Below are 22,776 nucleotides of genomic sequence, written 5' to 3'. Positions count from 1 at the left end.
GAGTGGGATCGGGAGCGGGCGGGGTGGAGCCGCGCTACTGGGGGGTCAGGTCGTCGCGGCGGGCGCGCAGGATCGAGTCATGAGTGGCCGCATGTCCCCCGGGAACCCCGGCGAAAGGACGGGTCTCGGCCGTTTCGATGGTCCAGCCGGGGCCCAGGGAGGCGGCGACGTCTCCGGCGGTCCAGGCGACCTCGGCCGGGTGGGGGTCAGGAACCGTGGCCCGCGGGCCGTCGGCCCCGCCGTGGGCCTCGTGCGCCGGTCCGTCGTGGTCGTGCCCATGCTCGTGGCCGTGTCCATGGGTCTGGCTTTGCCCGTGCGCGCCGTTCCCATTGCCGTGGCCGTGGCCGTGCCCGCTGCCGTGACCGTTCTCATTGCCGTCACCATGCTCGTCGCGGCGGGCGTGTGCGTGGCCGTCGCTGTCGCCGGGCGCGTGGCCGACGAGGAGGAGGGTGCCGCCGGGGGCGACGGCGGCGGCGAGGTGGGCGAACAGCGTGCGCCGCTGCGCCGGCGGCAGGCACAGGTAGTGGGCGGTGACCAGGTCGAAGGTGCCGGGGGCCGGCTCAACGGCGAGGTCCGCGTGGACCCAGGTGATGTCGTGGCCGAGCCGGGTCGCGCGGGCCTCGGCGCGTTCCAGGGCTTCCTTCGACAGGTCGACGGCGGTGACCTTCCAGCCGCCGGCGGCGAGCCAGCAGGCGTCCGCGCCCGTGCCGGCGCCGGCGTCGAGTGCCGTGCCGGGCGGCAGGTCGACGACCGTCGCGGCCAGCGTCGGGCTCGGGTCGTCGCTGTCGGGGTGCGCGGGCCCGCGCGCCCGGTGCCGGTCGCTCCAGGCCTGCTCGCTGAAGACCCGCTGGTAGCGGTGCGCCTCGACGGCTCGGCGGGTGTCCTCGGCGATGAGGTCGGCGTTGAGCGCGGCGGCGGTCATGACGCCCGAGGCGGCCGACGAGATGACCTGTGCCTGGACGTCGGCGACGTTGCCCACCACCCACACCCCGGCGACCGAGGTGGCGCCGGTCGGGCCGGCCTCGATCCGGTCGCCGATGACCAGTTCGCCCATCCGCGCCTCGACCGGCCGCAGACCCAGCGGCGCGAGCAGTCCGGCGCGCGCCGCGAGTCGCGACGCGACCGTCACCGCCTGGCGTGGGACGACCTCGCCGGAGCGCAGGCGGACGCCGACGAGCCGGTCGTCGGCCACCTCGAGCCCGGCGACCTCGCCGTCGACGACGGCGATGCCGCGGGCGGCCAGCTGCTCGGCCTGCTCCTCGGTGAGGTCGGGCGCGGTGTGGCGGAACAGGACCACGTCCGGGCTCCACTGCCGCCACATCAGCGCCTGGTGGACCGCGAGCTCGCTGGTCGCGAGCACGCCGACCGCCTGGTCGCGGACCTCCCAGCCGTGGCAGTACGGGCAGTGCAGCACGTCGCGGCCCCACCGGTCGGCGACACCGGGCACGTCGGGCTGCTCGTCGACGAGGCCCGTCGCGACGAGCAGCCGGCGGGCCCGTACCGTCCGGCCGTCCGCGAGCGTGACCCGGAAACGCGGCCCGACTCCGTCGCCCACGTCGTCGCCGACGCCCTGGGCGTCGTCGAGGCGCTCGGCGGCGGTGACCGTCCCGGTGACGACCTCGCCGCCGTAGCCGGCGACCTCGACGCGGCCGATGGCGAGCAGCTCGGCCGGTGGGGTGCCCTCACGGCCCAGGTAGTTGTGCACGCCGCCGGCGCGAGCGTTGCGCGGCTCGCCCGCGTCGACGACCAGCACCGCGCGCCGCGCCCGCGACAGGGTGAGCGCCGCGGAGAGCCCCGCCGGGCCACCACCCACGACGAGGACGTCGTACGCCCGCTCCTCGGCTGTCACGGCGTCGACCGACGGGTCGTGTCCGGTCTCGATCGTCATGTGCTCCTCCTCGGATCCGCGGCGACGCGGGCGGGCCGGCGTCGCCGGCCGGCGCCGTCGTCGACGCCCTCGGCGCGGACGTCGCGCGTCCGCGGTCGGACTGTGCGGCACCGACGGGGGTTTTGACAAACAACCTTGCCGGGATGGCAAACTCCTGGCATGGCGGACTGCGGGGCACAGGACACGGGGACGGGGAGGGCCGACGCGCCGGGGATGCCGGCCTTCCCGGACGCGTGGGCGCCCGACGACGAGGAGATGGATCTCGACGGGATGCTCGCGGCCGTGGGCCCGCGGCTGCGAGCGTTGCGCCAGGAGCGCGACCTGACGCTGCCGAGGCTGTCGAAGGCCACCGGGATTTCGGTCAGCACGCTGTCGCGGCTGGAGTCCGGCCAGCGCCGGCTGACCCTGGAGCTGCTGCTCCCGCTGGCCCGGGCCTACCGGGTCCCGCTCGACGAGCTGGTCGGCCACCCGCAGACCGCCGACCCGCGCGTCCACCCACGCCCGTTCGTGCGGAACGGGATGACGGTCATCCCGCTGTCCCGCCGGCCCGGCGGGCTACAGGCATTCAAAATGATCATCCCGGCCCGCTGGCCGCCGTACGAGCCGGAGCAGAAGGTCCACGAGGGCTACGACTGGCTCTACGTCCTGTCCGGGCGGCTGCGCCTGCAGCTCGGCGAGCACGATCTCGTCCTCGCCGCCGGCGAGGTGGCGGAGTTCGACACCCGCGTCCCGCACGCCTTCAGCAATCCGACCCCTCACCCCGCCGAGATCCTCAGCCTCGTCGGTCCCCAGGGCGAACGCGTCCACATCCGTGCCCGCTCGGCCGCACGCCCGACGCGCGACGCCTGAGCACGGCACCCGGCCAGACGCCCCGGCTGATGATTACCCGGGGATGTCGGAGGCGGCGGGGAGGCGGCAGGTGAGGGTGAGGATGCCGCCCGCTCGGCGGGTGGGGCCATCGGGGAAGACCGAGCGGAAGAGGGCCAGGGCGGGCGTGTTCTCGGCAAGGACCTCGGCGGTCAGGTGGGTGAGACCGAGCTCGCCGGCGCGCTGGCCGATCGTCGTCAGCAGGAGGCGGCCGATGCCCTGGCGGTGCAGCGCGTCGGCGACCTCGATGGCGACCTCCGCCTCGCGCGGCCCGGTGCGGGCCAGCCGGACGATCCCCGCCGTGCGGGGGCCTTCCGGCGTGCAGACCACGGCCACGAGCGTCAGCCGGTCACGGCCGTCGACGTCGAGAAGGGTCGCGCGGAAACGGCTGGACAGCTGGTGCAGCGGAGCGTGGAAGCGCAGGTAGCGGCTGCGTGGTGACAGGCCGGCGAACACCTCGTCGAGCGCCGCGCCGTCCCGCGGCGTCAGCTCGCGGACCAGCGGGACGGCCCGCCGGATGGCGCGGCGCGAACACGGCGCGGCGGCTCGCCGGCGGGTCTCGCCACGCTGACGGGGTACACCGCCGACCTGGCCGGCGCGGGCCTGCGCCTGGGTACGGTCTGGCGAGCAGAGGGAAACCGTCATGGCCCCAGTCCAGCCCTGGCAACCCGGAGCATCCGTTCATCGTCGCCTCCCGGACGCCTCCCTGGCGCGTCGCGAGGTCGACAGCCGCCCGCGGGAATATCCGGGAGCGGCGTGACAGCCGCTCCCACCGCGTCTAGGACGTGGGGGTGCCGACGCGGGGGCCGGGGCGGAACGTGATGGGGAGGGTGTGCGGGGAGCGGGTGAGGGTGTTGTGGAAGTGGATGTCCGCGCCGTCGGCCAGCCTGATGTCGCCGAGCCGGCTGGTGAGCTCCTCGAGGGCGATCCGCAGGTTCAGGCGGGCGACGTTGGAGCCCAGGCAGCGGTGCGGGCCGGCGCCGAAGGCGACGTGCCGGTTCGGCGAGCGGCCCGGGTCGAACGCGTCGGCGTCGGGGAACTCGGCGGTGTCATGGTTCGCCGACGCCCAGTACAGCAGGACCTTGTCGCCCGCGTGGATCTGCCGGCCGCCGAGCTCGACGTCGCGGGTGGCGGTGCGGGCGATGGCGATGAACGGCGAGTCGAGGCGCAGCAGCTCCTCGACGGCGGTCGGGATGCGTTCCGGGTGCGCGCGCAGCAGCGCGGGGATCTCCGGCTGGCGGGTGAAGCGCAGCATCATCAGCCCCAGGGCGCCGGCCGTCGTCTCCAGGCCGCCGAGGACGAGCAGCTGGACGATGCCGACGGCCTCCGCCTCGGTGAGCGGCCGGCCCTCGTACTCGGCCGCGAGCACGGCGTCGACCACGTCGCCGCGTGGCGCCGCTCCGCGCCGCTCGGCCAGCAGGTTGGTGATCCAGGCCGACAGGCCAGCCCAGGACTCCTGGGCCCGTGGATGGTTGGGCACCGAGGACGCCGACGCCAGCTCGGCGACCTTCGCGATCTCGTCCCGCGGGGCGTGCAGCGCGAAGTCGAAGAACGACGTGCTCGGGAAAGGGCGGGCGAAGTCGTCCATGAACTCGCACGCGCCGCGCTCGACGAAGTCGTCGATCAGCCGGGTGACCAGCGCGCGGGCCGGCGTCTCCCAGTGCGCGATCGCCTTTGGCGTCAGATGCGCGTTGACGAGCCTCTTGTAGACCCGCTGCTCGGGCGGGTCCACCTCGACCGGGATGTTACGTACCGTGCCGCGGTACGGCGGGATGTTCAGCCCCTCTTCCGAGGTGAAGGTCTCCCAGTCCTGGGCGACCCGCAGCACGTCCTCGTACTTCGTCACGACCCAGAAGCCGCCGTGCGCCTCGCTGTGGGCGACGGGGCAGAGCGATCGCATCCGCGCGAGTGTCTCCGGCAGGACCGGGGCTAACGCGGGGGAGACGTGGTTGAACTCCCGCAGGCACCATTCGTCGGGCATCGGCCCGCCGGCCGCCGCCGGGCCGTCCGGTGTCACCGAGGACGTTGGCTGCATTGTTCCTCCAGGACAGGAACGTTCGGAAACCCAGGAAAGCGGACGGGGCCGGGCCGCGGCCCGAAAAGCACGGGGCGCGGCGTGCGGTGTTGTCAGTCGGTCTTGATCCAGACGGATTTCACGTTGAGATAGGAGTCGAGCGCGTGCTCGCCCATCTCGCGGCCGTAGCCGCTCATCTTGTAACTGCCGAACGGCACGGCCGGGTCCATGTCGAGTTGTAACCGCCGAATGGCACGGCCGGGTCCATGTCGAGCATGGTGTTGACCCACACGGTGCCGACCCGCCCCCGCCCCTGCCGCGGCCTCAGGCCCAGCCGCGGCAGGTGAGCGGCGCGGGCCGCGCCGCTCACCTGCCGCCGCGCGTCATGCCTCACGCGGTGACCTCGGTGACCTCGGTGAGGAGCTCGTAGATGTAGGTGACGGGCGGCGGGTTCATCCCCAGCGCGTCGCTCACCTTGCCCCTGTCGGGGCGGGTGCGCATCGCCCGCAGCGCCGCGTCGAGGTCGTCCGCCTCGATCTCGTAGATGGCGAGGTAGCGGGGCGTGCCCTCGGCGGCCCGGACGTGGCCCCCCTCCCGTAGCCGGAAACGGCGAGCGGCGACGAATCCCGGGATGGTGAGGAGGTCGGGGAGGTGGTCCTCGTCGTACCACCTGTTGAACTCGTCCTCGACCTCCGGGCTCGCCGGGCTCGCCTGGACGAGCATGATCCCCTTAGCCATCCCGCTCTCCCTCTTCCCTTCGTGCCTGCCGCTCCGCCGCCACGCCCCGGGCTAAGCGCCGGGGATGAGCGACGGCGGGAGACCGATGCTGCGCTTTTCCAGGAAGCTTTCCAACCCCTCCGGGCCCAGCTCCCGGCCGATGCCCGACTGCTTGAAGCCGCCGAACGGCACCATCGGGAAGGGCGGGTAGCTGCCGTTGACCGCGACGCTGCCGGTGCGCAGCCGGCGTGCGACGCCGAGCGCCCGCGCCGCGTCGCCGCTCCAGACCCCGCCGGACAGGCCGTAGTCCGAGTCGCCCGCGATCCGGACCGCGTCGTCGGCGCCGTCCGAGTCCTCGTAGGGAATGAAGCTCAGGACCGGGCCGAAGATCTCCTCGCGGGCGATCCGCATCTCGTTGTGGACGTCGCCGAGGATCGTCGGCGCGACGTACCAGCCCTTCGGCAGGTGCGCGGGCCGCTTGCCGCCGGCGACGACGCGGACGCCATCGGCGACGGCGCCGGCGATGAGGCCCTCGACGCGGGTGCGCTGGCGCTCGGCGACCAGCGGGCCGACGATGACCGCCGGGTCGTGCGGGTCGCCGACCGGCTCCGCGTCGGCCGCCGCGCCCGCGATGGCGAGCGCCTCCTCGTAGCGGGACCGGGGCACCAGCACCCGGGTGTGCGCGCCGCAGACCTGGCCGGACAGGTGCATGCCGCCGTGGACGACGGCCGGGATGACCGTGGCGAGGTCGGCGTCGTCGAGCAGGATCGAGGCGGACTTGCCGCCGAGCTCCAGCGACACCCGTTTGATCTGTTCACCGCACAGGCTCATGATCCGCTTGCCCGCGGCGGTCGAGCCGGTGAAGGCGATCTTGTCGGTGCCGGGGTGGGTGACGAGGTGCTCGCCGACCTCCCGGCCGCCGGGCACGAGGTTGACCAGGCCGGCGGGGACGCCGGCCGCCTCGAGCGCCTCGACGAAGACGTAGGCAGACAGCGGCGATTCGGGCGCGGGCTTGAGCACCACCGGGCACCCGGCGGCGAGCGCCGGCGCGGTCTTCCAGGCGGCCAGCGTGATCGGGGCGTTCCACGGGACGATCGCGCCGACGACGCCGACCGGCTCGGAGGTCACCAGGCCGGCCCGGGGGCCGGCGGTGACGACGCGCTCGAACTCGTAGGACCGGATCAGCTCGGCGTAGTAGTCGAAGACGACGGCGACCAGGCCCGTCTGCGCGGCCTTCGACTGGCTCGCCGCGCAGCCCATCTCGTCGGTGGTGATGCGGGCGATGTCGTCCTCGCGCTTGCGCAGCTCGGCGGCGGCGCGGCTGAGCACCTCGGCGCGCTCGGCCGGGCTGGTGCGGGCCCAGGAGCCCTCGTCGGCCGCGGCCCGGGCCGCGGCGACGGCACGGTCGATGTCCGCGGTCGTGGCCAGGGGGACCGCGCCCGCCGGCTCCTCCGTGGACGGTGAGATCACCTCGAGCACCTCGGTGCTCGACGGCTCCACCCAGGCGCCGTCGATGTAGAACGTGCGCCGGTACATCAGCGGGTCGCTCACGCCGCCTCCCAGGGGTCGTTCGGCCGAACGTAACACTACAGAGCGAGCACTCGCTAGCTTGCGTCACAAGGGGTGACGGGCCGACTATGGCCCGCTAGCGGCCGGGTGGCGGCTCACCTGAGCCTCTTTCCGATCTGCTAACTATGTGAGGGCTCACTTGCGACCGTGTGTGATCGCGGTTACACTACACTCCGCGATCTCCGGCGTGAGGCGTGCCCGTCGTGGCCGGCCCTCGCCGCCCGTCGCCCGTCGGGGCTGGCGCGAGCCACCCCTCCCCGCCGAAACGTGCCTGACCCTCCCACCGGGGCGGGGGCGCAGCCGAGAGGAAAGCCCGTTGTCGCAGCTGTGGCAGTTCGCCCTGATCGGCTTAGCCGGCGGCGGCGCGTATGCGCTCGTCGCGCTCGGCGTGGTCGCGGTCTACCGGGGCTCGGGAATCCTGAACTTCGCCCAGGGTGCCATCGGCATGGTGGGCAGCTACATCTTCTGGGACCTGCACGCCGGCGGGGCGGGCGGCGGTGGGCTCTACTCGGGAACCAGCAGTAGCGGGGGCGCGCACGCGTCGTTACCCGTCGCCCCGGCCATGGCCATCGGGGTGGCGTCCGGCGCCGTGCTGGGCCTGCTGTTCTACCTCGTCGTGGTGCGGTTGCTGCGCAACAGCCCCGACATGGCCAAGGTGGTCGCCACCCTCGGGCTGATGCTGCTGCTGCAGAGCGTGGTCGTGAAGCGTTACGGCACCGAGTCCCACCTTCTTCCGCCGCTGTTCGGGCACGGCAAGATCACCATCTTCAGTGGTGTGATCACGAACGACACGCTCGCCATCCTGATCGTCACGCTCGCGCTCGCGCTCGGCCTGTGGCTGATGTTCGGCAAGACCAAGCTGGGGATGAACGCCACCGCCCTGCGGGAGAACCCCGTCGCCGCCAGCGCCATCGGGATCTCGCCGCACCCGACCGGCCTGATCACCTGGGGCGTCGGCGGGGCGGTCGCCGCCTTCGCCGGCATCCTGCTCATCCCGGTCATCGGCCTCACCCCGGACGCGCTCACCCTGCTGGTCATCCCGGCCATGGCCGCGGCCCTCGTCGGCCGGTTCAACGCCGTGTGGATCACCGTCGTCGTCGGGCTCGCCCTCGGCGTCGCCGAGTCGGTGATGCGCCGCTACGACGTCAACCTCGGCATCGTCTCCTCGCTGCCGTTCGCGGTGATCATCGTCTCCGTCATCCTCGGCGGCGCGGCGCTGCCGGGCCGGGGCGAGGCGCTGACCGGCCGGCTGCCACGAGCCGGAACGGGCCGGTTCAAGCCGGTGACCGCGCTCGTCTGGGTGGTGGCCGCGGTCGCCATCCCGCTGTTCGCCTCGCCATCCTGGTCGGCGGCGACCATCAACAGCACCCTGTTCGGCCTGCTCGCCCTGTCGATCGTCGTCGTCACCGGCTATGCCGGGCAGATCAGCGTGGCCTGCGCCGCGCTCGCCGGCTTCGCCGCGTTCATCGCCGCCCGGATGAGCAACGACCTACACCTGCCGTTCCTGCTCTGCGTGCTGCTCGGGACCGTCGCCGCCGTCGTGCTCGGCGTGGTCTTCGGTGCCCCGGCGGTGCGGGTGCGCGGGGTCAACCTGGCGATCGTCACGCTCGGGCTCTCGCTCGCGGTCGAGAACCTGGTGCTCACCCAGCCGTCGATGACGGGCGGGCTCGACGGCCTGACGGTGCACGACCCGTCACTGTTCGGCCTGAACATCAGCCCGTCCGCGCACCCGAACCGGTTCGCGCTCGTGTGCCTCGCCGCCTTCGTGCTCGCCTCGGTCGCGGTGCTCAACCTGCGCCGCGGTGAGGCCGGGCGGCGCTTCCTCGCGGTGCGGGCGAACGAGCGGGGAGCGGCGTCCGTCGGCGTGTCGGTGCCCGGCGCGAAGCTCGGCGCGTTCGCCATCTCGGCGGGGATCGCCGGGCTTGCCGGGGCGCTGTCGGCGTTCCAGTTCCGGATCGCGGACTTCACCAGTTACGGGGTGTTCCGGTCGATCTCGGCACTGGCGTTCACCGTCGTCGGCGGCGTCGGATACGTCGCCGGGGCGGTCTTCTCGGCGTCCGCGGCCGCGGGCGGCGTGGTAGCCAACGCCGTGTCGGACTGGCTGTCCGTCGGCTCCATCGACGCGTGGCTGCCGATCGCGACGGGTCTGGTCGTCCTCGACGCCATGGTCCGCTCGCCCAGCGGCATCATCCCGGCGCAGGCCGCGATCAAGGACGGCCTGGTCCGCCTCGTCGTCCGGCTCACCCGCCGCCCAGCCGAGCCCGCGGAGCCGGCCGCGGCAGGCGCTACCGCCACGGCCGACGGGATCGGGGCGACAGGCGAGACCGGCTCCGCGGCGGCCGATGAGGCCGCGGTGAGTGGCGGCGCGGCGGCCAACGGCGGCGCGGCGCGGCGGCCATTGGCGTTCCAGCCGAGCTGCCCGGTCCCGGCGGGGGAGACCGTGCTCGTCGCGCGCGACATCGAGGTGCGCTACGGCAACACGGTCGCCGTCGGCGGGGTGTCGTTCGAGCTGACCGCCGGACGGGTCGTGGGTGTGATCGGGCCGAACGGCGCCGGCAAGACCAGCCTCATCGACGCCCTCACCGGCTTCGCCAGGACCGCCGGTGGCACCGTCGAGCTGCTCGGCCGCGACGTCACCGCGCTGCGTGCTCCCGCCCGCGCCCGCCTCGGCCTCGGGCGGACGTTCCAGAACCTGGAGCTGTTCGACGACCTGAGCGTCCGGGAGAACATCCTCACCGCGCTCGACGGCCGCGGCGCGCTCGCCTACATCCGCGACCTGGCCTACCCGCGCCGCGGCAGCCTGTCCGACACCGCCTCGGCCGCGGTGACGATGCTCGGCCTCGACGACGTGCTCGACACCGTCGTCGCCGACCTGCCACAGGGCCGGCGCCGGATGGTGGCGATCGCCCGGCTGGTCGCCCAGCGCCCGGCCGCGGTGCTGCTCGACGAGCCGGCGGCCGGCCTGGGCGGCGCCGAGCGGCGCACCGCGAGCGCGCTGTTCCGCCGGCTCGCGGCCGAGTCAGGCGCGGCGGTGCTGCTGGTCGAGCACAACATCGACGTGGTCGCCTCGACCTGCGACCACGTGGTGGTGCTCGACTTCGGCAGGGTCATCGCCTCCGGCCGGCCCGACGAGGTGCTGCGCGACCCGGCGGTGCGCGCCGCCTACCTCGGCCAGCTGAGCTCCGAGGCCGCCGAGGCCGCCGCGCCCGAACCGGTCGCGGCCGAAGGCGTCTGACCCCAGCGGGGGCCGGTCTGCCGGCCCCCGCTGGGCGCGTCGTGGTTACCGGCGGCGGCGGGTGGGCTCGATGGTGGGGAAGAAGCCCTTGACGGTGCTCTGGGTGACGAGGCTGATCGCGCGGTCGCGGTTGAAGAGGTCGTTGTGCCGGCTCTCCAGGGCGAGCACCAGGGCGATGCCCATGACGGCGCGGGCGGAGATGTCCGGGGACTCGAACTCGAAGCCGTAGCGGTCCTCGACCTCGCGCCAGGCCTCGGCCAGCCGGTCCATGGCGACGGTGAAGTGCTTGCGGTAGAAGCGCCGCGCCACCTTCGGGTCGCCGAAGAGCACCAGGCCCAGCAGCGGCAGGATCTCCTCGAGCGTGGCGATGAGTTGGCGGTACAGGCCGTTGAGGGTTTCCAGCTGCCGCTCGGGCGTCAGCGGCTCGTTGAGATCGACGACCTCGGAGGCGGCCACCAACTCGTCGATCGCCTGGCGCAGTGGCTCGAAGACGGCCTCGTAGAAGAGCTGGTCCTTGCTCTCGAAATGGCGGTAGATCACGCCTTCGCTGATGCCACCACGTTCGGCGATCTGCTTGATAGTGGTGCCATTCATGTCGCCGGTCTCGACGAACGCCTGGCGGGCAGCCTTCAGAATGGAGCTCTTGCGCGCCTCGGCGGTCAGCCGCCGCGGCCGCGGTCTGACCTCGGGCTCCGCCCCGGCAGTCGGAGCCGGGCCGGACTCCGAGACAGTCTGCTCCGCCGTCGAGTCGGCCATCGGTCCTCCCGGTACGGCGCCGCGGCGCCAGGTGAATGAACGTACGCTATCTTACCCGGTCCGATCATGGTGCTCGTGTTATTGGTGCTGTGAGATCGTGTCCCTGATCTCGACGTCGACGTCGGCGACTTGACGCGCGGGTGGCGGCGATCTTAAGTTCAATAGAAAATGAATGCTTACTTACTCCATGATCGCAGGTCGCGGCGTCCGGCGGGAGCGATGCCATGGACGACGAGCCGACACAGTCCGGAGGAACGGTGCCAGAGACAACGCCGCTCGGAGAGACGCTGCCGGGAGAGGGTTTCCGGCTCGACGGCAGGGTGGCGGTGGTGACGGGCGCGTCCTCGGGGCTCGGCGCCGCCGTCGCGAGGGCGCTCGCGGCCGCCGGCGCGCGGGTCGCGATCGTCGCCCGACGGGCGGACCGGCTGGCGGCGCTCGCCAAGGAGATCGACGGGCTCGCCGTCGGCGCCGACCTGCTCGACCCGGCCCAGGTCGACACCGTCGTCCCGCGGGTGGCCGCCGAGCTCGGCGGCCCGGAGATCCTCGTCAACGCGGCGGGCAACATCTTCTCCCGCGACCGGGCGGAGGACGAGTCGGCGGACTCCATCCTGAGCACGCTGGGGCTCAACCTGGTCGCGCCGTTCCGGCTGAGCCAGGCCGCATTCCCGCACATGAAGGCGGCGGGGCGCGGCGCGATCGTGCACGTGTCGTCGGTCAGCGGCATCGTCGGCATCCCGAGCATCCCGCAGGCGTCCTACGCGGCGAGCAAAGCCGGGCTCTCCGGCCTCACGGTGGAGCTCGCGGTGCAGTGGGCGCGGCACCGGATCCGGGTGAACACCGTCGCCCCCGGCTTCTTCCGCAGCGAGATCACCGACGACCTTTACGACACCGAGCGTGGTCAGAACTGGCTGCGGCGCAACACTCCGCTGCCGGACGACGCGAGCCCCGAGGACATCGTCGGCGCGGTGCTGTGGCTGGTCAGCGACGCTGCCCGCTATGTCACCGGCCAGACGATCGCCGTCGACGGCGGCTGGACCGCGCGCTAAGGAGCTCACGCCGGAGCGGCAACGGCCGCGAGTGGGGCGAGTTCGGCTTCCACGAGTACCTGGAGACCAAGGGCATCCTCGGCTACAACCCCGCTGGGGCCGCCTGACCGCCGGAGGCCCCGGGCTGGCGCGGGTGCGGGTCTCCGGTCTCAGACGCGGCTGGAGACCCGCGCGCCGCCAGCCGGGCCGACGGCCTGCCAGGACCGCGTCGACGCGGCGTGCACGTCGCTGTCGAAACGGTCGACGAGCAGCGCCTGCGACGCGGCGAGATGGGCGCGGGAAAGGCGTTCGGCCTCGGCCGCCCGGCCGGCCTCGATCTCGGCGAGGAGGCGCCGGTGCGTGCGCACGACGGCCTGGGCGTCCTGGAGGGCCGGATACTCGCCGCGGCTGGTCAGCAGCTCGGCCCAGCGCACCTCCTGCGCCGACCACAGGGCGACCAGGCTGCTGACGACGAGGCGGACCGTCGCGTTCGGGGTGAACGCGACGATGAGCTCGTGGAAATCCCGCGCCGTCTCGGTGAAGGCGACGCCGGAGTCGACGAGCCCGCTCCCGGCGAGCCCGGACCCGACCAGCTCGGCGGACCTCTCCACGTTGACGCGTAGCGCCGGCACGACCTGCGCGACGCGGTCGTCGCGGCGGGCGCACTCGGCCGCGCACAGCGGCTCCAGCAACTGCAGGCCGCCGGCGAGGTCGCCGAGCGTGACCCGGCCGGCCTGCAGGACCAGGCCCAGGTGGTAGGCGGCGGACGACGGGTCCGGGCGGTGGACCTCCGCGCCGCCGACGTTGCCGCGCCGGACGGTGACGAGCCCCTCGGTCTCCAGGATCCGGATCGCCTCCCGTACGGAGGGATAGCTCACCCCGAACTCCTCCACGAGCTGCTCCTGTGTGGGCAGGCGGTAGCCGTCGCCGTCGGCGCCGGCCAGGATGCGCTCGCGCAGCGTCGCGGCGATGGCTTCCGCGACGCGAAGCTGGGGGATGGCCCTGCGGCGGCTCGTAGGCACCCATCAATCCTACTATCCTTATAAGTGTTGACCGTGCTGGCGCCCCTGCACTACGGTCTGGCGTCCATGGAGTACGACCTGGGACCGGAGGCGGCCGCGTTACGCGGGCGGCTGCGAGCGCTGGTCCGCGAGCACGTGCCCGCCGACTACCTCGGCGCGTTCACCGCCGACCCGGCGGATCTCGCCGTCGCGCAGGACTTCTGCCGGCTGCTCGCCGACGAGGGCCTGCTGTGCATGGCCTGGCCGGAGGAGTTCGGCGGGCGCGGCGCGTCGCTGTGGGAGCAGACGGTCGTCCGCGAGGAGATGTGGGCGCGCCACGAGCCGCGCGGCGCCCAGTACATGGGCGTCAACTGGGTCGGGCCGACGATCATGCGTCACGGCACGCCCGAGCAGCGCGCCCAGCACCTGCCGCCGATCGCGCGCGGCGAGGTGATCTGGTGCCAGGGCTTCAGCGAGCCCGGCGCGGGCTCTGACCTCGCCTCGCTGCGCACCGCGGCCCGTCCGGACGAGAACGGTGACGGCGCCGACGACCCGCCACCGCGCGACCCGCCACCGCGCGACAATGGCGAAGCCTCGCGTGGCGGCGGGTCCACCAGCCGATATGGCCGCGCCTGGCGGATCCACGGCCAGAAGATCTGGACCTCCTACGCCACCATGGCGCAGTGGTGCTTCCTGCTCGCGCGGACGTCGACGTCCGGGCGCAAGCAGCAGGGCCTGACGATCTTCCTGGTGCCGATGGACGCGCCGGGGATCGAGGTCCGCCCGATCGCCTGCATGATGGGCCCGCACCACCTGAACGAGGTGTTCTTCGACGGCGTGCGGGTCACCGAGCGGGACGTGCTCGGGGAGGTCGACGGCGGCTGGGCCGTCGTGCAGGAGGTGCTCGCCTTCGAGCGGGTCGGCATCGCGCGCTACGCCCGCTGCGAGCGGCTGCTGCAGGAGGCGCCCGAGGCGCTCGGTGACGCCTGGGAGGAGCTGCCGGCGGAACTGCGCGGCCGGTGGGCCCGGATGCTCGTGCATGCCCGGCGCGCCCGGCTGCTGGCCTACCGGGTCGTCTCCCGGCAGGGCACCGGCCAGGTCAGCCCGGTCGACTCGGCGGCCTACCGGATCGCGGTGACCAGACTCGACCAGGAGAGCGCCGACGTGCTCATGGAGATCGTCACGGCGGCCGAGACGGCCGGCGACGACGGCGCGCGGTTCCGACGCGCGGTCGAGGACCACGCGCGCTACGCGGTCGCGTCGACCGTCTCCTCCGGGAGCATCGAGATGCAGCGCATCCTGTTGTCCCGGGCGCTGCTGGCCGCCTCCGGCGCTCCGTCGTCCGGGCAGCCCAGGGCGGCGGCCCCGGCGAAGGCGGGAGCGGCGTCATGACGACTGTCACCCAGGGCGCCGTGGACGGCCTCGCGGCCGGTGGCGGCGTACTGATGGAGCTGTCGGACGAGGCGGCCGAGTTCGGGCGGACGGCGCTGCGCGCGCTGGAGGCGGCCGGCGGCGACGAGCTCGCCCAGACCGCCGAGCGGGAGCCCGCGCGCCGCGCCGAGCTCGTCGTGCCAGTTCTCGACGAGCTCGGCGCGTGGGACCTCGACCCGCGGGGGAGCGCCGACGAGCTGGAGGCGGCCGCGGCGCTGTGCCGGGCCGCTGGCTGGTGGGCGGTGCCGTACCCCGTGGCCGAGCGGCTGTGCCGGCCCGTGGGCGGCGGCGCGGACGCGCTGGTCGTCGTCGCGCCCGCGGCGCCGGCGGCACCGGTCGCCGGACTCGACCTGCGGCTCGCCGCCGTCGCCCTCGACGGGCGGCGGTACGCGGCGACCGCGCGCGAGCCCGACGGCCCGGCGCGCAAGTCGGCGTTCGTCGTCAGCCTGGACCTCGCGCCGCTCGCCGGCGCCATCGCCGGCGCGCCAGCCGGCGGGGACGCGGGCGACGAGGACGGGGCGGGTGCGGACGGGGCGGGTGACGTCGCGCTCGGGATGGTGCTGGGGTGCTGGACGCTGCTCGGGATGCTGGACCGGGCGATGGTGCTGACCAGGACGTACATCCTGGAGCGCGAGCAGTTCGGGCAGCCGCTCGCCCGTTTCCAGGGCGTGCAGTTCCAGCTGACCGACGCCGAGGTAGAGCGGGCCGGGGTCGCCGAGCTCGCCGGCTACGCGCTGTGGAGCGTCGAGACCGGGCGGCCCGAGGCCGTCGACGACGCGCTGGCGCTGCGGCTGGCCGCCGTCGAGGCGGCTGAGACGGTCTTCCGGGTCACCCACCAGCTGCACGGCGCGATGGGGTTCTGCGACGAGACGACGCTGTCGTGGCTGTCGCGCTACAGCCAGCCGCTGCGCCGGCTGCCTCTCGGCCGTTCGGCCACCCAGGACGCGCTCGCGAGCCGCCTGGGCCGGCGCGGCCTCGCCGGCATCTTCGGCCCGAACGCCGTGATGGGCGCGGGATGAACGCGACACTGGCCGACCTGGCCGAGCTGCGGGCCACGATCCGGGACTGGTGTCGGGCGCACGTGCCGGCCGACTGGCGCCGGGCGCAGACCGGCGTCGGCGACGACGAGTTCGTCGCCTTCCAGCAGGCCTGGTTCCAGGAGCTGCGCCGCGCCGGCTACGCCGTGCCGCACTGGCCCGCCGAGTGGGGCGGCGGCATGTCGGCCGCCGAGCAGATGGTGCTCTACCAGGAGCTGGCCGCGGCCGACGCGCCCCGGCTGGTGCTCGCGTTCGTGTCGATCCACCACGCGGCGGCGACGCTGCTGACCGCGGGGACCGACGAGCAGCGCCGCCGACACCTGCCAGGGATCCTCGACGGCGAGATCTGGGTCCAGGGCTTCTCCGAGCCGGAGGCGGGCTCGGACCTGGCGAGCCTGCGCACCACCGCCCGCCGGGAGAGCCGCGCGGGCGGCGACGTCTTCGTCGTCAACGGCCAGAAGCTGTGGGCGAGCGGCGCGGCGCACGCCGACTGGTGCCTGCTGCTCGCGCGCTCCGACCCGGCCGCGCCGAAGCGGCGCGGCATCTCCTACCTCCTGATGGACATGCGCTCGCCCGGCCTGGACGTGCGGCCGATCCGTAACGCGCTGGGGGACTCGCACTTCTGTGAGATCTTCCTGAACGACGTCGAGATCCCGGCGGAGAACCTCGTCGGGCCGGAGAACTCCGGCTGGCAGGTGGCGCAGGCGACGCTCGCCGCCGAGCGCGGGATGACCATGCTGGAGCTCGCCGAGCGGCTCGGCAACGTGGGGCTGCGCTCGCTCGTCGAGACCTGCCGGCGGCCGGACGCGGCCGGGCACCGGCCGATCGACGACACGCTGGTGGCGGACCGCCTGGCCGGGTTCGACACCGAGATCGCCGGGCTGCGGGCGCTGTGCCGCGACCTGGTCGAGCGCCACGACGCCGGCACCGTCGGCGATGCCAGCCAGGCGCCTCCGGCCATGCGGAGAAGCCAGGATCGCACGGCCTTCGGCGATGCCGGCCAGGCGCCTCCGGCCATGCGGAGAAGCCAGGATCGCACGGCCTTCGGCGATGCCAGCCAGGCGCCTCCGGCCGTGCGGAGAAGCCAGGATCGCACGGCCTTCGGCGGGGCCGACGCCTCCGTCGTCAAGGTCTACTACAGCGAGCTGCTGCAGCGGATGACCGGTTTCGGCGCCGAGATCGCGGGGCTCGCGGCCCAGACGGAGCTCTCCAAGCCCGCGTCCAGCGGCTGGGAGTCGGGCAGGTGGCTGCTCGACTTCATCGGCTCGTGGGAGTGGACGATCCCCGGCGGCACGAACGAGATCCAGCGCACGATCATCGGGGAGCGGGGCCTCGGCCTGCCCAGGGAGCCGTGAATATATGAGCGCTCATTCATCTGAGTTGGCCGTCGCCGCGCCGGCGGACGCGCCCGGAGTCGATGCCGGCACCGACGAGGGAGCCGATGAGGAGCTGCGGGCAGAGCTGCGCGCTGTCTCCCGCGACCTGCTCGCGGCCGCCGCCGGCAAGGACGACGCCCAGGTCGACTGGGCACTGCTCGCCGAGGCCGGCTGGCTCGGGCTGGAGGTGCCAGACGGGCTCGACGGCGCCGGCGTCACCGTCGCCGAGACCGCCGTCGTCTGCGAGGAGCTGGGCCGGGCCGCGGCGCGGGCACCGTACCTGGGGACGGCCGTGCTGGGTGCGGGCGCGCTGCTGGCGCTGGATCCTGGCGACGACCGGGACGAGCTGCTGCGGGCGCTCGCCACCGGCGCGCCGCGGTTCGCGGTCGCGCTTCCCACCGGCGACGCGCCGCTGGGCGCGGCCGGTGTGCCGGGCGCGGTCCCGTTCCGGCTGGCCCGGTCGGGCGGCGCGGTGAGGCTCACCGGGCGCGCGGAGTTCGTGCCCGACGCCGCCGAGGCCGAGACGCTCCTGCTACTGGCGCTGGACGAGGGCGACGAACCCGTCGTCGTGCGGGCCGCGCCCGGCCAGCCGGGTGTGGAGGTCACGGCCACGCCGGTGCTCGACGTCAGCCGGAGCCTGGGCACGGTGGCGGCCGTCGACGCGCCGGTCGAGGCGGGGTCGGTGTGGCGGTTCCGGGGCGACGGGCGGGCCGGCGGCCGGCTGCTGCTCGCGCGGGGCGCGCTCGCCGTCGCGTGCGACAGCCTCGGCGCCGCCGAGGCGATGCTCGCGGCCACCGTCGAGTACGCGAGCGTGCGCCACCAGTTCGGCCGGCCTATCGGCTCGTTCCAGGCGGTCAAGCACGGCTGCGCCGACATGCTGGTGTCGGTCTCCGTCGGCCGTGGGCTGGTCACCGAGGCCACCCGCGCGCTGGCCGCCGCGAGCGCCGTCCACGTCGCCGATGGTGCTGACGGCGTCGACGATGCCGCCATGAGCGCCGTCGAGGTCGCGGTGTCGCGGGCCAAGTCGTACATGTGCGCGGCGGCCGTCGACGTCGCGGGCAAGGCGATGCAGCTGCACGGCGGCATCGGCTACACCTGGGAGAGCGGCGTGCACCGATATCTCAAGCGCGCCGCCCTTTCCCGCGCGCTGTTCGGCTCACCGACCGCCCACCGTGCCCGCCTCGCCCGCCATCTCGACGCCGACGGAGCAGGTGGGGCTCGATGAGCCTCGCCGTGCCGTCGGGGCGGTGCGCCGGGACGGGCTGGCAGGCATCTGCCATGTCCTTCGGTCTGGATCTGGCGTCCGTGCGTCCCGCTCGGTAGGATGTGAGCGTTCGCTCTCTTAGAGGGCAGGTCCACCGTATGCCCGAAACCACCGCACGCCCGTAACTCTGTCCGACCTTTCGCCCAGCCGAAGGTGTCCCCGCGATGCCCGGCTGGGCGGACCGCCCGCTGGAGGCCCTGTGTCGTTCAACTGGTTCGTCTCGGTCGACGACCACCTCATCGAGCCGGCCCGGCTGTGGCAGGAGCGGCTGCCCGAGCGCTGGCGGGACACCGGGCCGCGCATCGTCCGGGACGGCGCTTCCGAGTTCTGGGTCTACGAGGACCGCCAGATCGTCACCACGGGCCTGAACGCCGTCGCCGGCAAGACGCGCGAGGAGTTCTCGCCCGAGCCGATCACCTACGAGGACATGCGCCTCGGCTGCTATGACCCGGCCGCCCGCGTCGCGGACATGGACCAGGGCCACGTGCTCTCGTCGATCCTGTTCCCGAGCTTCCCGCGCTACTGCGGCCAGGTCTTCCACGAGGCCAAGGACAAGGAGCTCGGCCTGCTCTGCGTCCAGGCCTGGAACGACTTCATCCTGGAGGAGTTCGCCGGCGACTTCCCCGGCCGCTTCATCCCGATGATGATCATTCCGCTGTGGGACCCGGCGGCGGCGGCGGCCGAGATCGAGCGGACGGCGGCGCGCGGCGGCAAGTCGATCGCGTTCTCGGAGAACCCGACGAAGCTCGGCCTGCCGTCGATCCACACCGACTACTGGGACCCGGTGTTCCAGGCCTGCAACGACACGAACTACGTCATCTCGATGCACGTCGGCTCGTCGTCCAACCTGATCCGTACCTCGGCGGACATGCCGACGCTCGCGTTCATGGCCTATTCGGCGGCGGCGAACCAGGCGGGCACGCTGCTCGACTGGCTGTTCAGCGGGATCTTCCCGAAGTACCCGAACCTGAAGATCGCCCTTTCCGAGGGCTCGATCGGCTGGATTCCGTACTTCCTGGAGCGGGCCGAGCAGGTCATCGACAAGCAGCGTTTCTGGGCGTCACGCTTCGACATCGACATGAATGCCTCCCACGAGCGCGGCGAGGCGAAGGGCGCGGCGTCCTTCGACCTGGACACCGACATCCGCAAGCTGTTCCACGACCACGTCTTCGGCACGTTCATCGAGGACCAGGCCGGCATCCGGCTGCTGGACATCATCGGCGAGGACAACGTGATGCTCGAGTGCGACTACCCGCACTCGGACTCCACCTGGCCGGACACCATCTCGATGGCCAACAAGTGGCTCGGCCACCTGCCCGAGGACGTCCAGTACAAGATCACTGTCGGGAACGCGGCCCGCGTCTACAACTTCACCCCCGCCGACCCGGCGGTCATCTCCTAGCGCTCACCCGGTCGACAGTCATGGCCGGCCGGTCGGCATCTCGACCGGCCGGCTCCCTTTGTCGCGTTCTACGATACGGAGAAACGAAAATGCCAGCAATTCAGCCGAGCTCGGCTGGAAGACCCCAGGTGCGCTTACCCCGCAAGCAGTTAGTGGCGGCGCTCTTAGGCGTGACGCTCCTCGTCGCGGCCTGCGGCGGCTCGTCGGACTCGGACAAGCCCGACGCCGGCGCCGCCACCGCGCCCAAGCCCACCGGCGCCCCGATCAAGCTGGGGCTCATGACCGGGATCCAGACCGACGCGGTGTCCCAGCCGTGGGTCGCGCAGGCCGCGAAGATCGCGGCGGCGTCGGTCAACGCGAACGGCGGGATCCTGGGCCGGCCGGTCGAGATCGACGTCTGCGACGATCACAACACGCCGCAGGGCGCCTCGGTGTGCGCCCAGAAGCTGTTGGTCGAGGACAAGGTCCTCATGATGGCCGGTGACGACGGCACGATGGAGCCGAGCCTGCTCCCGACGCTGGACACGGCCAACACGATCTCCTGGGCGAGCCTCGGCGCCGCGTCGGCGTCCCTGCAGAACCCGCGGGTCTACGTCATCGAGCCGGTCCTGGTGTCCTTCCGGATCCTGCCGCAGATGCTGCCGGCCAGCACGAAGCGCGTCGCCTACATCTCTGCTGACTCGGCCATCGCGCAGTCGTCGGCGAAGGTCTCCGCCAGCTACTACCCGCCGTCGGTCACGGTCGACCAGATCAAGCTGGGCCTGACGGCCACCGACTTCCAGCCGACCTGCCTGCAGATCAAGCAGAGCGGCGCGGACACCGCGGTCCCCGCGATCAACCCCCGCCAGCTCGCCCCGCTGATCCAGACCTGCAACCAGATCGGCCTCACCAAGCTGACGTGGGCGCTGCCGAGCATCGTGCTCACGCCGCAGGTCGTCGAGACCGTCACGAACCTCAACCAGCCGAACCTGGTCGTCCTGTCCTTCGGTGAGGGCGCCATCAGCGCGTTCAACGACGACGTCCAGAAGTACGCCAAGCAGGTCGGTGGGATCACCAACACCATCGGTGACACCGCGATCAACGCCTGGCTCAGCGTCAAGCTGCTCGCGGACATCATCCCCAAGGTCGGCGTCGTCGACGCCGTGAAGATCCGGGAGTACCTGGACAAGCAGACCGCGCTCGACACGCAGGGCGCGACCGCGCCGATCGACTTCACTTCCCCGGGCGTCCAGGGCATCCCGCGGGTGAAGAACCAGTCGGCGTCGCAAGGCGAGATCAAGGACGGCAAGCTCGTCGTCACTGTCGAGAAGCCGTTCGTTGTGGGTAAGCCGCAGCAGTAGCCGCGAGCTCCGGCACGACGCGCCGGGCCGCGCCGCCGTGACATCACGTCCGGCGGCGCGGCCCGGCACCGCCGTATAGCGGGCCTGCCCCGGGCCTGGGGCCTGGGGCCTGGCCGGGGGCACGCGGTCGGGGCGAACCGAACAGGAAGGACTGGCGGTGGACAGGGAAGCACTCGAACGCAGCCTCGCGCGCCGGTTGCTCGATCACATCGACAACCGCACGACGGACATGGCCGATGACGTCATGGAACTGCCGACCGACATTTACTCGGCCGAGCGGCAGGCAGAGGAGATTGAGGCGCTGTTCCTCGACCAGCCTCTCGTGCTCTGCCTTTCGGGCGCGCTGCCGGAGCCGGAGACCTACCGGGCGGTCGACCTGCTCGGCACCCCGGTGTTGCTGACCAGAGATGGCGACGGCCAGGTGCACGCGTTCCTCAACGCCTGCCGCCACCGCGGGGTGCGTCTCGCCGACGGCGCCGGGGAGGCCATCCGGCTGACCTGCCCGTTCCACGCCTGGACGTACGGCCTGGACGGGAAGCTCGGCCGCATGCCGGTGCCCGACGGCTTCACCGGGCTGGACAAGAGCCGCAAGGGGCTGATCCCGCTCGAGGTCACCGAGGGCTACGGGCTCATCGTCGGCCGGCTGCGGCCCGGCCCGGCGGTCGACATCGACGAATACCTCGGCCCGGAGCTGGCCGGCGAGCTGGCCCTGCTCGACTTCGCCGACTGGGAACCCCACAGCGAGCCGCACGTGCACAAGGTGGGCGGCAACTGGAAGGTCACCCTGGACACCTTCCGGGAGAACTACCACTTCAACTACCTGCACAAGACCACGCTCGCCACCTACGCCGTCGGCGGTGTGCTGACGTTCGACCCGTTCGGCCCGCACCTGCGCAACAGCTCCGCGCTGAAGTCGATCGTCGAGCTGCGCGAGCGCCCCGAGGCCGACTGGGGCGACGTCGGCCGGCACTTCAGCTACCAGTACGCGCTGTTCCCCAACGTCAGCCTCACCTTCGACGCCCGGCACGTCGAGCTGTGGCAGATCCTCCCGGTCGACGAGAGCAGCTCCGAGGTCGTGCACACCTCCTACCTGCGTCCCGGCCTGACGGACGAGGAGCGGTCGAAGGCCGTCGACATGGCGCCGTGGATCTGCGAGACCGTCGTCGACGGCGAGGACTTCTGGGTGGCCGGCCGCACCGAGCCGGGCGTGCGCCTCGGCCTGCTCGACACGGTCGTGTTCGGCCGCAACGAGCCGGCCCCGCAGCACCTGCACCGCGGGTTCGAGGCGGCACTCGAGGCCTACCGCGCCCGTCACGCCGCCGGGGCGGGGTCGGCATGAGCCAGACCTCTCCTGCCGGCTCCGCCGATCCCGCCGGCACCCCGTTGCCGACTACCCCGTTGCTGACTGACGAGCCCGAGCCCGAGCCCGAGCGCGTCGATGTGTCCGCGGCGGACGCGGCCACGGTGGTGACCGAGATGGCGCGCCGCTTCCAGTCCGGCGACGTTGAGGGCGCGTTCACGTTGATGTACCCGGAGATCCGGGTCCAGCAGCCGGAATCGCTGCCGCACGGCGGCTGGCACGAAGGCCCGGCCGGCATGGCGGCGATGAACGCCGAGGCGGGCCGCCACTGGGACCGCACGATCACCAACCCGCTGGTCTTCGGCGACGCCACCCGCGCCGTCCAGCTCACGACCCAGACCTGGACGGCGAAGGCGACTGGCCGCTCGGCGACGGTCGACGTCATCGAGGTGTTCACCGTCCTCGGCGGCACCATCCGCGAGATCCGCGTCTTCCAGCAGGACACCCACCTCCTGCTGTCCCTCCTGACGGCGCAGTAGTGGCGGCCCGCTGAC

Annotated in this window: 19 protein-coding genes; 11 read left to right on the top strand and 8 right to left on the bottom strand. The window is 72.9% G+C overall.

What is annotated here, in order from left to right; translation table 11 throughout:
• Positions 1-34 precede the first annotated feature (34 nt).
• On the bottom strand, positions 35-1,888 hold the full coding sequence (locus BCD48_RS25490) for a bifunctional NAD(P)/FAD-dependent oxidoreductase/class I SAM-dependent methyltransferase (RefSeq protein ID WP_071050902.1): 1,854 nt from the start codon (positions 1,886-1,888) through the stop codon (positions 35-37).
• Between the two features lie 213 nt (positions 1,889-2,101).
• On the opposite strand from BCD48_RS25490, the gene BCD48_RS25485 reads away from it, so the two are divergent.
• Positions 2,102-2,737 (top strand): helix-turn-helix domain-containing protein, encoded by a 636-nt coding sequence (locus tag BCD48_RS25485; RefSeq protein WP_071050901.1) that lies wholly within the window; start codon positions 2,102-2,104, stop codon positions 2,735-2,737.
• A 33-nt stretch (positions 2,738-2,770) separates the two neighbouring features.
• Here BCD48_RS25485 and BCD48_RS25480 read toward each other — a convergent pair whose 3' ends face one another.
• The 5 genes from BCD48_RS25480 to BCD48_RS25465 all read right to left on the bottom strand — a co-directional run bounded on the left by BCD48_RS25480 (position 2,771) and on the right by BCD48_RS25465 (position 7,037).
• Positions 2,771-3,400 carry a GNAT family N-acetyltransferase gene (locus BCD48_RS25480; RefSeq protein WP_083419178.1) on the bottom strand — a complete coding sequence of 210 codons (630 nt, stop codon included), beginning with the start codon at positions 3,398-3,400 and terminating at the stop codon, positions 2,771-2,773.
• Between the two features lie 133 nt (positions 3,401-3,533).
• Positions 3,534-4,790, bottom strand: a complete 1,257-nt coding sequence (locus BCD48_RS25475) for a cytochrome P450 (protein WP_071050900.1) — start codon at positions 4,788-4,790, stop codon at positions 3,534-3,536.
• A gap of 92 nt (positions 4,791-4,882) precedes the next feature.
• A complete protein-coding gene (locus BCD48_RS55895) occupies positions 4,883-4,999 on the bottom strand; it encodes an aldehyde dehydrogenase family protein (RefSeq protein WP_116271656.1) in 117 nt (38 codons plus the stop codon).
• Between the two features lie 160 nt (positions 5,000-5,159).
• A complete protein-coding gene (locus tag BCD48_RS25470) occupies positions 5,160-5,507 on the bottom strand; it encodes a DUF4286 family protein (protein ID WP_071050899.1) in 348 nt (115 codons plus the stop codon).
• A 51-nt stretch (positions 5,508-5,558) separates the two neighbouring features.
• On the bottom strand, positions 5,559-7,037 hold the full coding sequence (locus BCD48_RS25465; protein WP_071050898.1) for an aldehyde dehydrogenase: 1,479 nt from the start codon (positions 7,035-7,037) through the stop codon (positions 5,559-5,561).
• A gap of 334 nt (positions 7,038-7,371) precedes the next feature.
• On the opposite strand from BCD48_RS25465, the gene BCD48_RS25460 reads away from it, so the two are divergent.
• Positions 7,372-10,290: a branched-chain amino acid ABC transporter permease/ATP-binding protein gene (locus BCD48_RS25460; protein ID WP_071050897.1), complete on the top strand. Its 2,919-nt coding sequence runs from the start codon at positions 7,372-7,374 to the stop codon at positions 10,288-10,290.
• 45 nt (positions 10,291-10,335) lie between these two features.
• On the opposite strand, the gene BCD48_RS25455 is transcribed toward BCD48_RS25460, so the two are convergent.
• The gene (locus BCD48_RS25455) at positions 10,336-11,046 is read right to left on the bottom strand and encodes a TetR/AcrR family transcriptional regulator (protein WP_071050896.1); all 711 of its coding nucleotides are present in this window, start codon (positions 11,044-11,046) and stop codon (positions 10,336-10,338) included.
• 257 nt (positions 11,047-11,303) lie between these two features.
• On the opposite strand from BCD48_RS25455, the gene BCD48_RS25450 reads away from it, so the two are divergent.
• Positions 11,304-12,092, top strand: a complete 789-nt coding sequence (locus tag BCD48_RS25450) for an SDR family NAD(P)-dependent oxidoreductase (protein WP_241841975.1) — start codon at positions 11,304-11,306, stop codon at positions 12,090-12,092.
• Positions 12,093-12,241: 149 nt separating this feature from the next.
• Here the strand turns inward: BCD48_RS25450 and BCD48_RS25445 are convergent, their stop codons facing one another.
• Positions 12,242-13,093, bottom strand: a complete 852-nt coding sequence (locus BCD48_RS25445) for a FadR/GntR family transcriptional regulator (protein WP_071050895.1) — start codon at positions 13,091-13,093, stop codon at positions 12,242-12,244.
• A 66-nt stretch (positions 13,094-13,159) separates the two neighbouring features.
• Between BCD48_RS25445 and BCD48_RS25440 the strand changes: the two genes are divergently transcribed.
• The 8 genes from BCD48_RS25440 to BCD48_RS25405 all read left to right on the top strand — a co-directional run bounded on the left by BCD48_RS25440 (position 13,160) and on the right by BCD48_RS25405 (position 22,761).
• Positions 13,160-14,464, top strand: coding sequence for an acyl-CoA dehydrogenase family protein (locus BCD48_RS25440; RefSeq protein WP_071050915.1), 1,305 nt, complete (start codon positions 13,160-13,162; stop codon positions 14,462-14,464).
• The gene (locus BCD48_RS25435) at positions 14,461-15,522 is read left to right on the top strand and encodes an acyl-CoA dehydrogenase family protein (RefSeq protein WP_071050894.1); all 1,062 of its coding nucleotides are present in this window, start codon (positions 14,461-14,463) and stop codon (positions 15,520-15,522) included. The genes BCD48_RS25440 and BCD48_RS25435 overlap by 4 nt, the downstream gene beginning before the upstream one ends.
• The gene (locus BCD48_RS25430; RefSeq protein WP_083419176.1) at positions 15,519-16,895 is read left to right on the top strand and encodes an acyl-CoA dehydrogenase family protein; all 1,377 of its coding nucleotides are present in this window, start codon (positions 15,519-15,521) and stop codon (positions 16,893-16,895) included. Before BCD48_RS25435 ends, BCD48_RS25430 begins: the two co-directional genes overlap by 4 nt.
• Before the next feature lie 4 nt (positions 16,896-16,899).
• A complete protein-coding gene (locus BCD48_RS25425; RefSeq protein ID WP_083419175.1) occupies positions 16,900-18,141 on the top strand; it encodes an acyl-CoA dehydrogenase family protein in 1,242 nt (413 codons plus the stop codon).
• Positions 18,142-18,379: 238 nt separating this feature from the next.
• On the top strand, positions 18,380-19,582 hold the full coding sequence (locus BCD48_RS25420; protein WP_071050893.1) for an amidohydrolase family protein: 1,203 nt from the start codon (positions 18,380-18,382) through the stop codon (positions 19,580-19,582).
• 128 nt (positions 19,583-19,710) lie between these two features.
• Positions 19,711-20,922 carry an ABC transporter substrate-binding protein gene (locus BCD48_RS25415; RefSeq protein ID WP_241841974.1) on the top strand — a complete coding sequence of 404 codons (1,212 nt, stop codon included), beginning with the start codon at positions 19,711-19,713 and terminating at the stop codon, positions 20,920-20,922.
• Positions 20,923-21,079: 157 nt separating this feature from the next.
• Positions 21,080-22,261, top strand: a complete 1,182-nt coding sequence (locus BCD48_RS25410; protein WP_071050891.1) for an aromatic ring-hydroxylating oxygenase subunit alpha — start codon at positions 21,080-21,082, stop codon at positions 22,259-22,261.
• Positions 22,258-22,761 carry a nuclear transport factor 2 family protein gene (locus BCD48_RS25405; RefSeq protein WP_083419174.1) on the top strand — a complete coding sequence of 168 codons (504 nt, stop codon included), beginning with the start codon at positions 22,258-22,260 and terminating at the stop codon, positions 22,759-22,761. Before BCD48_RS25410 ends, BCD48_RS25405 begins: the two co-directional genes overlap by 4 nt.
• Positions 22,762-22,776: the final 15 nt, after the last annotated feature.

It is taken from the genome of Pseudofrankia coriaricola, from assembly GCF_001854805.1.
Lineage (GTDB): Bacteria > Actinomycetota > Actinomycetes > Frankiales > Frankiaceae > Pseudofrankia.
Note: the sequence above shows the minus strand (reverse complement) of the source record. Positions and strands in the feature narration are given on the sequence as shown.